The 12,151-nt window shown below is 62.7% G+C and carries 14 protein-coding genes; 7 read left to right on the forward strand and 7 right to left on the reverse strand.

The genetic code is table 11. The features are described 5' to 3' along the window. Nucleotides 1–45 precede the first annotated feature (45 nt). Both KQ305_RS02425 and KQ305_RS02430 read right to left on the reverse strand, forming a co-directional pair. Nucleotides 46–1,113: a sulfate ABC transporter substrate-binding protein gene (locus KQ305_RS02425; protein WP_259723859.1), complete on the reverse strand. Its 1,068-nt coding sequence runs from the start codon at nucleotides 1,111–1,113 to the stop codon at nucleotides 46–48. Nucleotides 1,114–1,194: 81 nt separating this feature from the next. Beyond that, entirely contained in the window at nucleotides 1,195–2,211 is a 1,017-nt protein-coding gene (locus KQ305_RS02430) for a sulfate ABC transporter substrate-binding protein (protein ID WP_259723860.1), read from the reverse strand. Between the two features lie 206 nt (nucleotides 2,212–2,417). On the opposite strand from KQ305_RS02430, the gene KQ305_RS02435 reads away from it, so the two are divergent. The 3 genes from KQ305_RS02435 to KQ305_RS02445 all read left to right on the forward strand — a co-directional run bounded on the left by KQ305_RS02435 (nucleotide 2,418) and on the right by KQ305_RS02445 (nucleotide 3,809). Next, entirely contained in the window at nucleotides 2,418–2,849 is a 432-nt protein-coding gene (locus tag KQ305_RS02435) for an Rrf2 family transcriptional regulator (protein WP_259723861.1), read from the forward strand. 175 nt (nucleotides 2,850–3,024) lie between these two features. Then, nucleotides 3,025–3,576, forward strand: coding sequence for a Crp/Fnr family transcriptional regulator (locus tag KQ305_RS02440; RefSeq protein ID WP_259723862.1), 552 nt, complete (start codon nucleotides 3,025–3,027; stop codon nucleotides 3,574–3,576). A gap of 80 nt (nucleotides 3,577–3,656) precedes the next feature. Next, nucleotides 3,657–3,809 (forward strand): hypothetical protein, encoded by a 153-nt coding sequence (locus KQ305_RS02445; protein WP_259723863.1) that lies wholly within the window; start codon nucleotides 3,657–3,659, stop codon nucleotides 3,807–3,809. Here the strand turns inward: KQ305_RS02445 and KQ305_RS02450 are convergent. After that, complete coding sequence (locus KQ305_RS02450; RefSeq protein WP_259723864.1) at nucleotides 3,797–4,819, reverse strand: sulfate/molybdate ABC transporter ATP-binding protein; 1,023 nt, start codon at nucleotides 4,817–4,819, stop codon at nucleotides 3,797–3,799. The two genes, KQ305_RS02445 and KQ305_RS02450, sit on opposite strands and share 13 nt — an antisense overlap. A gap of 116 nt (nucleotides 4,820–4,935) precedes the next feature. Here KQ305_RS02450 and cysT point away from each other — a divergent pair, with 116 nt between their 5' ends. From cysT to KQ305_RS02470, 4 genes are all read left to right on the forward strand, one after another. Continuing rightward, nucleotides 4,936–5,787, forward strand: coding sequence for a sulfate ABC transporter permease subunit CysT (gene cysT, locus KQ305_RS02455; RefSeq protein ID WP_259723865.1), 852 nt, complete (start codon nucleotides 4,936–4,938; stop codon nucleotides 5,785–5,787). Nucleotides 5,788–5,823: 36 nt separating this feature from the next. Continuing rightward, nucleotides 5,824–6,729: a sulfate ABC transporter permease subunit CysW gene (gene cysW / locus KQ305_RS02460; protein WP_259723866.1), complete on the forward strand. Its 906-nt coding sequence runs from the start codon at nucleotides 5,824–5,826 to the stop codon at nucleotides 6,727–6,729. Nucleotides 6,730–6,924: 195 nt separating this feature from the next. Further along, complete coding sequence (locus KQ305_RS02465) at nucleotides 6,925–7,944, forward strand: hypothetical protein (RefSeq protein ID WP_259723867.1); 1,020 nt, start codon at nucleotides 6,925–6,927, stop codon at nucleotides 7,942–7,944. 188 nt (nucleotides 7,945–8,132) lie between these two features. Next, complete coding sequence (locus KQ305_RS02470) at nucleotides 8,133–8,873, forward strand: glycosyltransferase family 25 protein (protein ID WP_259723954.1); 741 nt, start codon at nucleotides 8,133–8,135, stop codon at nucleotides 8,871–8,873. Here KQ305_RS02470 and KQ305_RS02475 read toward each other — a convergent pair. The 4 genes from KQ305_RS02475 to KQ305_RS02490 all read right to left on the reverse strand — a co-directional run bounded on the left by KQ305_RS02475 (nucleotide 8,870) and on the right by KQ305_RS02490 (nucleotide 12,137). After that, the gene (locus KQ305_RS02475) at nucleotides 8,870–10,054 is read right to left on the reverse strand and encodes a UDP-galactopyranose mutase (RefSeq protein WP_259723868.1); all 1,185 of its coding nucleotides are present in this window, start codon (nucleotides 10,052–10,054) and stop codon (nucleotides 8,870–8,872) included. The two genes, KQ305_RS02470 and KQ305_RS02475, sit on opposite strands and share 4 nt — an antisense overlap. A 91-nt stretch (nucleotides 10,055–10,145) precedes the next feature. Continuing rightward, nucleotides 10,146–10,937: an inositol oxygenase family protein gene (locus KQ305_RS02480; protein WP_259723869.1), complete on the reverse strand. Its 792-nt coding sequence runs from the start codon at nucleotides 10,935–10,937 to the stop codon at nucleotides 10,146–10,148. A gap of 25 nt (nucleotides 10,938–10,962) precedes the next feature. Continuing rightward, nucleotides 10,963–11,889, reverse strand: a complete 927-nt coding sequence (locus tag KQ305_RS02485) for a cation diffusion facilitator family transporter (protein ID WP_259723870.1) — start codon at nucleotides 11,887–11,889, stop codon at nucleotides 10,963–10,965. 35 nt (nucleotides 11,890–11,924) lie between these two features. Then, nucleotides 11,925–12,137, reverse strand: coding sequence for an acetyltransferase (locus KQ305_RS02490; protein ID WP_259723871.1), 213 nt, complete (start codon nucleotides 12,135–12,137; stop codon nucleotides 11,925–11,927). Nucleotides 12,138–12,151: the final 14 nt, after the last annotated feature.

Below are 12,151 nucleotides of genomic sequence, written 5' to 3' on the forward strand. Positions count from 1 at the left end.
CTGGCAGCCACCGTCGCCACCATTGTCTTCGCAGGGGCGCCCGGATCAGCGCGAGCTGCTGAACAGCTGGTCCCAGACCCCGTTCTTGCCGAAGAAGGTGGCGTTGATCTTGTCCCAGCCGCCGAAGTCGCTGGCCGAGAACAGTTGCTTCACGGGGGCGAAGCGGCCCTTCACCCGGCTCCAGACGCCGGGACTGACCGGGCGGAAGCCCTCCTCAGCGAAGATCTCCTGGGCCGGTTCGCTCTGCAGATAGGCGGCCAGGGCTTCGGCGGCCTTGCGGGTGCCTTTGCGGTCCACGTTGCGGTCGACGACGGTCACCGGGCCCTCGATGCGGATGTTCACCTCAGGCACGATGAAGGGCGCTTTGAGATCACCGGTCCGTTTCGCCAGGATCGCCTCGTTCTCGTAGTTGAGCAGCACGTCGCCCTGGCCGCGCTTGAGGAACACATCGCTGGCCTCGCGGGCGTCCTTGGGCAGGTTGTCCACGTTGCGGTAGACGGAGCCCACGTAGGCCTTGGCCTGGGTTTCACTGCCCCCGGTCTGGCTGATCGAGCCCCAGAGGCCCAGGAAGTTCCAGCGGGCGCCGCCGGAGGTCTTGGGATTGGCCGTCACCACGGTGATGCCGGGCTTGGCCAGATCCGCCCAGGAGCGAACCCTGCGGGGATTGCCATCGCGGGTGACGAAGGCCACCACCGAGTGGGTGATGATCGAGCCGCCGGGCACGTCCTTCTCCCAGCCTGGCTGCACCAGGCCCGCCTCCTGGAGCTTGAGAACATCACCGGCCAGGGCCAGGGTGGCCACATCGGCATCGAGGCCGTCAATGATCGCCCGGGTCTGGGAACCGGAGCCGCCGTAGCTGGTCTTCACCGAGATCGCCTGGCCGGTTCGGGCCTTCCAGTCGGCTTCGAACGTGGGCAGGATCCGAGCGTAGGCCCCCTTGGTCACGGCGTAGCTCACCAGCAGCAGCTCCTGGGGAGCACCGCCTGCACCGGCAGCGCCCTCGGGCCGGGGGCTGCAGCCCGTCAGGGCCAGTCCCCCCACCAGGACAGCGGTCAGGGCGAGGGGGGGGAGTTGCGCGGCCGAAGGGATGAACCACGGTTCTCTGATCGACAATCCGCCAGAGCCTACATCGGTCGCCTGATCGGCTTCATCACTCACCCCGTCGCGTGCGGGCTCGGGGTGAGCAGGCCGGCCTCAGCGGGATTTGGAGAAGATCGAATCCCAGAGCCCTCCTTTGCCGAAGAACCGCTTGTTGATGGTGTCCCAGCCGCCGAAGTCCTTGGCGGTGAACAGCTTCGAGACCGGAGCAAACCTCCCCTTGGTCTCGGCCCTCACCTTGGCGTTGATGGGGCGGAATCCTTCCTCGGCAAAGGTCCGCTGGGCTGGTTCGCTGTAAAGGTAACTGGCGAAGGCTTCCGCCACCTTGCGGGTTCCCTTGCGGTCCACGTTCTTGTCGACCACGGCAATCGGTCCCTCGATCAGGATGTTCGTGGTGGGCACGATGTAGGGGGTTTTCCAGGTGCCGCTCTTCCTGGCCAGGATCGCTTCGTTCTCATAGTTGAGCAGCACATCACCCTGGTTGCGTTTCACGAAGACGTCGGTCGCCTCCCGGGCATCCTTGGGCAGGGTTTCCACATTGCGATAGACGTTCGTCACGAAAGCCCGTGCCTTGGCTTCATTGCCGCCGGTCTCGTTCACCGAGCCCCAGAGGCCCAGGAAGTTCCAGCGGGCGCCGCCGGAGGTCTTGGGATTGGCGGTGATCACCTCCACATTCTTGTTGTCGAGATCGTTCCAGGTGCGGATCTTCTTAGGGTTGCCCGGCCGCACGAAGAACGCCACCACCGAGTTGGTGATGATGCTGTTGTTGGGGTTCTCCTTCTCCCAGCCGGGACGGATCAGGCCCGCCTCCTGGAGCTTGAGGGTGTCGGCCGTCAGGGCCAGGCCCACCACATCCGCCGCCAGGCCGTCGATCACCGCCCGGGTCTGGGAGCCGGAGCCGCCGTAGCTGGTGCGGATGACGACGCTCTGACCGGTCCGCTTCTTCCAGTCGGCCGTGAATCGGGGAATGATCTTGTCGTAGGCCGCCTTGGTGACGGCGTAGGAGACCAGCAGCAGTTCCTGATTTTTCGCCGGTTGCTGGGCCTGGGCCTGCAGGGGCAGCAGGGTGCCGGAACCCCCCAGGGCGACGGCGACGGCCAGGGGGGCGGCCACCAGGCCGGGAAGCCACCGGCGGCGAGCGGCTGGGGTGGTCGGCGAGGAGAACGAACGAAGCACGGTTATCCGATGGGTAAACTGTTGAAAACTATCCGGCGTTCCGACAGGTCGATGTAGGGCGGATTACAACGGCATGGGCGTGGCAGGCGGCTTGGGCACGGACAGGGGCTGCCACAATCCCCGTAAGACAACCGTGGATTCCCTTGCCCTTCAGCGCGAAAACCGGTTACGGCCTCGTCTCGCTCATCGAGCTGGCCGCCATCCATTCCCGCGGCGGCGTGCTGCAGGTGGCGGAGATCGCCCAGCGCCAGGACATTCCCGACCGTTATCTGGAGCAGATGCTCGCCAGCCTGCGCCGGGGCCAGATCCTGCGCAGCATCCGGGGCCCGAAGGGGGGCTACCAGTTGGCCCGGCCGCCGGCGGAGATCCGTGTCGATGACGTGGTGAGCTGCCTGGAGGGGGACGTGGCCCCCCGCGCCAGTGGCGAAAGCGCCACTCCCGAATTCGAGGTGCTGGGCCGATTGGAGCAGCGGCTGGAGGAGGCCCGACTGGGGATTCTCTCGGGCACCACCCTGCAGGATCTGCTCGACCAGCGGGATCACCTGGCCCAGGCCCAGGCCATGTATTTCATCTGAGGACCAAGCTCGGATCGTTAAATAGACCACATTGTCGATGGGGAATGTGAGGTATGGTGTTGGGGTCCCCGCAGGCTCCCCATGTGCTGTTGTCGGCGAATGCCTGTTGCCAGCGGATCGCTGGCCGTTTGCCCTGCCCAGATGACCCCGACCCCATCCCTTCTTTCCTGCGGCCATGACCACCTCACGCCCACCCCAGGCTCTCCGCCTCACGCTCCTGCCCCATGACGTCCTGCCCGATGGGCTGCACTGGAGAATCCAGGACGGCTACATCCGCACCGCGTCCCACGACGAGGAAGGCGAGTCCTTCACCCTGGGTCTCTGGGGCCCGGGCGACTGGGTGACCAATGCCTACTCAGCCCTGCGGCCGGTGGAGATCCAGTGCCTGTCCACCGTCGTGGTGGAGCAGGGCCATCCCAGCGAGGCCGAGATCCTCGCTTTTCTGCACCACCAGATCCGCAACACCGAAGAACTGTTCGAGATCAACCGGGTCCGGGGCGCCGACTCGCGGCTGCTGAGGCTGCTGCGCTGGATCGGCATCCGCTTCGGGCAGGTGAGCAGCCGCGGCTACCGGCTGTCCCTGCGGGACATGAACCTCACCCATCAGGCCCTGGCGGAGATCTGCGGCCTCACCCGGGTGACGGTCACCAAGACCCTCAACCATTTCAAGCGCCTCGGCCTGCTGCATCAGGTGAGTGACACCGACCTGATGGTCAGCATCCCCTGAGGCGCCAGAGAGATTTCGCACCCCTTCTCAACCCCCACCCATCCTTTCCAACACCCATCCATCCCAGCACCCCGATACCCATGGCCGCCCAGTACTTCCGCTCCAGGCTCAGCGAGCCCCAGCCCCAGCGCTTCACCCTCGTCTTCCGCAACGGTGAGCTGCTGCGCCACCAGGACCCCCTGGCCGTCGCCCAGTACCTCGCCGATGCCCGGCTTGCGGCTCAGATCGAATAATCCGGCTGGAAGGCGTGGGCCTGGCGGCTGATCACATGCAGTCGGTCGCCGGGCTTCAGGTTGTCGTAGTCGACCTCCTCACGGGGGAACTGGGCCACCACCACTTCTTCCGTGTCAAGCACCAGTTCCGCCTGCAGGTCGCGGCCCATGTGGGTGAGGCGCCGCAGGCGTGCCGGAACGGTGCCCGGCTGGGGAGTGGCATGCACCTGCACGTGGTGGGGGCGAACGAAGATCCGCCCGTCCGACGGCAGCGGCGGCACGGCATCGCGCCGCACGGGCAGGGCGCCGCTGGGTAGCTCGTTGACGGCGCCCACGAAGCTCATCACGAAGGGGGAGGCTGGATGGTCGTAGATCTCTGCAGGAGAGCCGATCTGCTCCACCCGCCCTTCGTTCATCACCACGATCCGATCGGCCACCTCCATGGCTTCCTCCTGGTCGTGGGTCACGATCACGGTGGTGACGTGCATCTCGTCGTGGAGATTGCGCAACCAGGCGCGCAGCTCCTTGCGCACCTTGGCATCGAGGGCGCTGAAGGGTTCATCGAGCAGCAGCACCTGGGGCTGCACCGCCAGGGCCCGGGCCAGGGCCACCCGCTGGCGCTGGCCGCCGGAGAGCTGGGAGGGGAAGCGGCTGCCATAGCCCCGCAGGTGCACCAGGTCGAGCAGCTCGTCCACCCGGCGGCGGATCGCCTCGGGCTTCCAGCGGCGCAGCTCGAGGCCGAAGGCCACGTTGCGGCGCACATTGCGGTGCTTGAACAGGGCGAAGTGCTGGAACACGAAGCCCACCTGGCGCTCCTGCACCGAGCGCTCGGTGGCCTCCTCGCCGGTGATCCAGATGCGACCGACATCGGCCTCCTCCAGGCCAGCGATCAGGCGCAGCAGGGTGCTCTTGCCCGATCCGGACGGCCCCAGCAGGGCCACCAGGGAGCCGCTTTCCACGTCGACGCTGACGTCGTCCACGGCGCGGAAATCGCCGAAGCTCTTGCTGACGTTGGCGACGCGAATGCCCATCGGAGCGGCCTGGGTGGCGGTGGAGTGCCGACTATACCGGTAAACACACCGCTGAACCGCGCTTTAAGCCGGCTACGGTGATACGGTCAGCGCCACCCCGCCGATCCGGCGCCCCGATGACCCCCGCCCCGCTGCGCCGCTGGCGCCCGCCTGCCCTGAGCCTGCCCAGCTGGCCCTGGCGCATCACCTGGACCTACCTGGGCCTGATCCTCTTCCTGCCCCTGGGGGCCATGCTGCTCAAGGCCGCCCGCGTGGGGCCCGTCGGGTTCTGGGAGATGGCCACAACCCCGGAGGCCCTCGCCACCTACCGGGTCAGCTTCGGCCTCGCCCTGGTGGCCAGCCTGATCAATGGTGTGTTCGGTCTGGTGGTGGCCTCGGCCCTGGTGCGCAGCCGCTTTCCCGGCCAGCGGCTGCTGGATGCCCTGATCGATCTGCCCTTCGCCCTGCCCACCGCCGTGGCCGGGTTGGCGCTCACGGCCGTGTACAGCACCAACGGCTGGCTGGGGCAACCGCTGAATGAGGCCTTCGGCCTCAAGGTGGCCTTTGCCGCCCCCGGGGTGACGGTGGCGATGGTGTTCATCTCGCTGCCCTTCGTGGTGCGGACGGTGGAGCCTGTGCTGCGTTCCCTGGAGAAGGAGCAGGAGGAAGCCTCCTGGTGCCTGGGGGCCTCGCCATTGCAGACCACCGTGCGGGTGGTGCTGCCCCAGCTGCTGCCGGCGATCCTCGGCGGGGTGGCCCAGGGCTACAGCCGGGCCGTGGGGGAATACGGCTCGGTGGTGATGATCTCCAGCAACGTGCCCTTCAAGGACCTGATCACCCCCACCCTGATCATCCAGAAACTCGAGGAGTACGACTTTGAGGCCGCCACCGTGATCGGTTCGGTGATGTTGATCTTCTCCCTGTTCAGCCTGCTGGTGATCAATCTGCTGCAGGTCTGGGGCCAGCGCTACCAGGGCAATCAGGCCTGATTTCCCTCCAGCTCCTTTTCTGCTGTTTCGACCGCCATGACCATCGTCGTCCCCACCCTGGAGACCCCCAGGCCCACTCCCGAACCAGGGAAAAGGTCACGCCGCCGAGGCCTCGACCTGCCGGGGATCCTGATACCGCTGATCGCCTGCCTCTATGTGGGGGTGGTGATCCTGCTGCCGGCCCTGAGTGTGGTGGTCTCGGCCTTCGCCAAGGGGGTGGGCCCCTTCCTGGAGAACTTCCGTTCCCCAGAACTGCTCTCGGCCCTGAGGCTCACCCTGTTCGCCACCGCCGTGGCCGTGCCCTGCAACGTCATCTTCGGGCTGGCTGCAGCCACCGCCATCGCCCGCCGTGAGTTTCGCGGCAAGGCGTTGCTGCTCAGCGTCATCGACCTGCCCTTCTCGATCTCGCCGGTGGTGGTGGGCCTGATGCTGGTGCTGCTCTACAGCCCCAACCACGGGTTGCTGGGGGGTGTGGTGGACAGTCTGGGCTGGCGCATCATCTTCTCCTGGCCGGGAATCGTGCTGGCCACGATCATCGTCACTTTCCCGTTCATGGCCCGGGAGGTGATCCCGTTGCTGGAGGAGGAGGGCTGGGACCAGGAGGAGGCCGCCCGCACCCTCGGCGCCACGGACTGGCAGGTGTTCTGGAAGGTGACGCTCCCCTCGGTGCGCTGGGCCGCCCTCTATGGCCTGATCCTCACCACCGCCAGGGCCCTGGGGGAATTCGGGGCCGTGGCGGTAGTCAGCGGCAACATCGAGGGCCAGACCCAGACCCTGCCACTGTTCGTGGAGGACGCCTACAAGAACTACCAGACCGAACTGGCCTTCGGCGCGGCGATGGTGCTGGGGGGTGTGGCGATCGTGTCGTTGCTGCTCAAGATCCTGGTGGAGCAGGTCCTGGAGCAGGACAAGAAGGCGAGCCGGATGGAGCAGGAGGGCTGAGGCGTGTTCCTTTCGCCTGGCAGCACGAAATTCCAATCGCGACCGGTCGACGGATGGTATGCGATGAACATGGCATGAAATAGATCCTGCCTGCCACTCCTTTACTTTCAACCAGTCACCAATTTGCTTTCTCCGTCATCTCGAAGAACGGTCGCCATAATGATAGGCTGGTCATCCTCTTGATATGAGGCTGGTGTGGCCAAGGATGACATCATTGACCTGATGAAGGGAAGGAGAATTCTGATCCATGTGGGCCTCCATAAAACGGCTTCAACATTTCTGCAGCAGAAAGTATTTCCCTCATTCACTCAGTATGAATTTCTTGGCAAGTCGTACCTGGGCTACAACTCCGCGTTCAATCGCCTAATCTATGGGGACGACACCCTGTATCAGAGTTCAGAGATTCGCCAAGAGTTGAGGTTGATTTGCGATCGCATGGTGTCTACTGGCGCATCGGGTTTGATCCTTTCTGAGGAGGAGTTCTCCGGGCATCCCGAGTACAATTATATGAACCGGGGTACGGTGGCACGAAGACTGGCCGAGATTTTTCCAAACGCAGAAATTCTACTCGTCCTACGTGGCCAGCTGGATATGATCTGCTCTTTGTACAATCAGTTCGTGAAAGTGGGGCGTTTCACAGGACATCTGGATCGGAATTTCCTCCATTCTTCCCACGAAGGGATGACCTTGGCTGAATGGTTTGATGGTAAAAATCCACACATCAGCGGTAGGTTTATCAATCATCAGTCTTTCATGATACCTGATCATTTCCGATACTCGGCCATCTATTCTTTCTATGCAAGTCTCTTCCCGAAGGTGCATGTCCTTCTTTTCGAGGAGCTCCAGGCAGCCCCGATGATCTTCATGGGCAAGCTTGCATCCATCCTTTCGGCTCCTCTCCCGGAATCGCTTCTTGCTCCCGTCATGTATCGAGAGCTTGTCAATGAAGGAGTATCATCTCGGCGACTCAACGCGCTTCTTCTCTACCATCGTCTGGTCCAGTTGGGTCTGCCCTTGCGCCAGGGAAGGAGATTGGACCGACTGATGCAGTTTCTGACAGGGTTCATGCCTGATCGAAGTGCAATGGGCCGCGAGTATGTTGCCAGGCAATTGCGTGATCGGGATGTCGTCGCCGATAATCAACGCTTGGATGACCTGCTTAGCCTTGGCATGGGCCGATTCTCCAAACAATATTTCGATTTGCCCTTCGGATGAATAGAAGCGGGCTCTTTGGCAGGCATTCATCTCCGAAGTCTCGTCCAGGTCCAAGAGTCGTTGCCAATACGATCACAATCCCTTAAGCTTTGAAAAGGGAAGAGGTTTCCATCTTGGAATGGGAAGAGCTTCAGCGAGCTCCCGCCTTCTGCATCAATCTGGAGCGCCGTGACGATCGCCGTGAGGGGTTGCTCGATCGGCTCCGGGGCGCCGGCTTTGAGCAAGTTTCGATCTGGCCTGCGGTGGATGCCCAATCGGAGAATCTCGAAGCGCTCTTCGAGACCCACGGGCTGGGAACACTGATCGATGTGGATCGATTTCCGGCCCGCCGTGGTTCCCAGGGGGCGTTGCTCTCCCATCTTGGTCTGCTGGCCCATGCCATCCAGCACGAGCTGCCATTGGTCCATATCTTTGAGGATGATGTTGTCTTTCCTCCCATCTGGACAAGCCATGCAGAGGCGTTTTATCGCGCCACCCCAATGGATTGGGATGTCCTCTTTCTCGGCTCCCAGCTCCTTTACAAGCATCTGCCCACCCCAAGTCTTTTTCGCTTTCTCCAGCGACATCCTCGCCTGAAGTCAGCCTCCAGCCGAGTGATTTCTCGGCCAACGCAGCTGCTTCAGGACATCGTGCGCTGCCCCCTGTTCTGCACCCATGCTTACACCCTGACCCAGGCAGGCTGCCGCCTGTTGTATGGCTGGCTCACCAGCCAACCTGTGGTCTACGGGTATGACTACATGATCTGCGATGGCATGAGGAACTCCTCCCGTGTCAGCCCTTTGCCGCTGAAGTGGTACGCCTGGAACAGCCTGAGGTTGTTCCCCGATGAACCCTCCAGAGGTGTGGATCCAGCCATCACCCAGCGCAACCGGGGCCTGGTCTTTCAGTTGGAGGAGGATGGGCCCCTCTGGGGGGGAGACAAGCTCTAGGGCCTCAGGCGGCTGCCGGAGGCGACAAGTTGGCGGCGAAAGCCCTCGGGGAAGATGGGTCTGGGCTGGCCTGCGGCGATCGCGGTGATGAAGTCTCGAGCCAGGGAAAGGGATTCGGCGATCACCTGGTGCATGTCCATGTAGGTGTACAGACCCAGCCGGCCCATGAAACTGGTGCGTTCAGTCTGCATGCAATCGCTCAGATAATCGTTCATCAAGGCCTTGTCTGCAGTGAGTCGTTTTGGGTAGTAGGGCTCATCCTCAAGCCCCGTTTCCTTGCTGTATTCGGTGAACACGATGCTCTTGTCGAATTGCTTCCAGTACTCGTAATGCTTGTGCTCTCTTCGGCGGGTGAAGCTGACATCCATCGAAGGAAAATTGATGCCTGGATGGCCCAGGACATCTCCGGTTTCGATGTGTTCTTCCCAGAACACTGTGCGATAGCCAAGCCGGCCCCTACGGTGACCATGGAAGCCATCGAGGGGGCCTGAATAGAAGACGTGGTCATAGGAGCGGCCATCGTCCGGTTGCCAGCGATGGTTGAGGGTCAGTGAGAGGCGTGGGTGATCGAGGAGGCGTTCGAAGATGGCTGTGTAGCCGCCTTTGGGAATGCCTTGATAGAGGGATGAATAGTAGTTGTCGTTGTAGTTGAAGCGCAGTGGCAGTCGTTTTAACACGGAGGCTGGAATCTCCCTTGGTTCGCACCCCCAGTGCTTTTTGGTGTAGCCATGGAAAAAGGCACGGTAGAGGTCTTCCCCCATGAAGTGCAGGGCCTGCTCTTCGAAGTTCTGAGGCTCAGTGATGTCCTGACGGCGGATCGCGTCGATGAATTGTCTGGCTTCTAACGGCGAAAACTTCTTGGCATAGAATTGGTTGATGGTGTGCAGGTTCACGGGCAGACTGAAGATTCCCTTTTCGATGCTGGCCTTGGGCCTGTTGATGAAAGGCATCATTTCAGTGAACCGATGTATGTACTTCCAGACATCAAGATTGCTGGTGTGAAAGATATGGGCTCCGTACCGATGAACAGTGACACCCGTTTCTGATTCTTTTTCCGTGTAGCAGTTGCCGCCGATGTGGTCTCTTGCTTCGACCACGTCAACATGGTGCTCGCTGTGATCAGCGATTTCCCTTGCCAGCACAGCGCCTGCAAAACCGGATCCAACCACAAGAAAGCGCATGATCAGGATCAGAAGGAAAGCGGTGAGTGACGATGTTCAGGCTGAATGGTTGCTTTGATTCCCGTTTGATGGGTGAGCGAATCTAATTCCATCAGAAAACGATCCACTCCGGCAATCTGGTTTCCACGAAATTTCTGTACTCCGACAGCGTGGTGACAGGTCGGATCTCAAGCGACTTGGAGGCCTTGTCGTAATGGCGGAAGCGCTTCAAAGTGCCATGGAAATACTGGTTGTCGGTGGAATCCATGTAGTCGATGGGATTTTCATCCTTGAGGCCGTGATAACGGATTGTCCAGCAGAGATGACTCGGCAGGAAGGACTGGAATCGCATGTAGCCGAACTCGCAATGATTCCACTGGGTGATGTGCTTGTCGAGGCCGGTTCTGCCTTTTGGCGTCAGGATTCGATTCGTTCCGACCACATTGGCGGGATCCTCGTCGGTGAGCAGCAGCAGCTTGCCGAGGTCATGCAGCAGGGCCAGCAGCAGCAGATCATCGTCCAGAACGCCATCGCGGCGCATGGCCTCGATGACCTGCAGGCTGTGGGTCAACTGGCTGGCACAGCCCAGCAGATTGTCTGTGGGATCGAGGCATTCCCCCAGCATCTGAAACAGATCCATCGGGCGGACGCTGCCGAAAACGGGCGTCTGGTATCTGTCGTTCAACGCCTCCACATCGGCAATCGACTGCTGGTCGTGGGACTCCAGGATCTGCCGCTGAAGGGCCCGTTGCTCCTGTGCTGCACGGTGCTCGGGTGATCCGGGGGCATCGAGCTTCGTCAGCCCAAGACCGACAACGGAGAGGCCCTTCTCAAGGCCCCGCCTGACCTGCCCTTTCAGCTTGGGCAGCAGGTGCGTCGGCAGCAGTGGAGGCGATTGGCTCAAGGCTTCTGCTCAAACCACAGGTTGTTCAGTTTATCGAGGTTCGGTTCTCCGGTTCTCGGGTTGTCCGGCTCTCCGAGCAGCCCCCGGGCGGTTCGATCTGGATCGTGCTGTGGGTGATGCCCAGGTCGGCCAGCCGTTGCTGGGCCAGCTGCAGCAGTTCCCCATCCTCTCCGCCAGCGGGAGCGCGGCCCAGGTGGGCCGTCAGGGCGGTCCGGGAGGTGCTCATGCCCCAGACATGCAGATGGTGCACGTTCTCCACGCCGGGCAGGCTGCGCAGGGCCGCCTCCACCTCGGCCAGGTTGATGTCCCGTGGCACGGCGTCGAGGGAGGCACTGAGGGCCTCACCCAGCAGCTCCCAGCCGCTCCAGGCCACGGCCAGCCCCACGCCGATGGCGGTGGCGGCATCCAGCCACATCCAGCCCACCAGCCCCACCAGCACGGCGCTGACCAGGACCGCGGCCGAGACGGCGGCATCGGTGAGCAGGTGCACCACCGCCGCCCGCCGGTTCAGATCGTGGTGGTGACCGCTGCCGAACAGGCGGGCCGACAGCAGGTTCACCACGATCCCGGCCGCCGCCGCCCAGGCCACCGGGCCGCTCACCACCGGCACCGGATCGAACAGACGCTGCACCCCCTCCACGATCACTACTCCGGCCGCCATCAGGATCAGGGCCGCGTTCATCAACGAGGCCAGCTGGGTGCTGCGTCCGAAGCCGTAGGTGAAGCGGGCCGTGGCCGGCCGGGCGCTGAGCCGTTCGGCCCCCCAGCCGAACAGCAGCCCGGCCACGTCACCAAGGTTGTGAATGGCATCGCCGATCAGGGCCAGGGAGCCGAAGCCGATGCCGATCGCCAGCTGCAGACCCGAGAGGCCGCTGTTGAGCAACACCCCCCAGAAGAAGGCCCTGGGTGCGCCCCGCTGGTGATCGTGCGGGGAGTGGGAATGGGTCGCCATGCAGGCGTCTTAGCAACGCCGGCGCCCGGGGGCCCTCAGCTTTTGTAGTGGGAATCAACCCAGCAGCGGGGCAGGGCCTCGCCAGAGGGGAAGATCAGATCGGCCTTGGTGAAGTTCCCGGGGTCCTGGAGCTCTTCGCCGCCGTGCAGCCGGGCCTGCACCCGCTCCTCGAAAGGATTGAACAATTGCTTGATGTTCAGGACCTCCACAAGGCTGGCGTCATGGTCGTGGCGTACCTTCAGAAACATCTCCCAGCACCGGT

This window comes from Synechococcus sp. CS-1332 (genome assembly GCF_025127995.1).
Taxonomy (GTDB): domain Bacteria; phylum Cyanobacteriota; class Cyanobacteriia; order PCC-6307; family Cyanobiaceae; genus Cyanobium.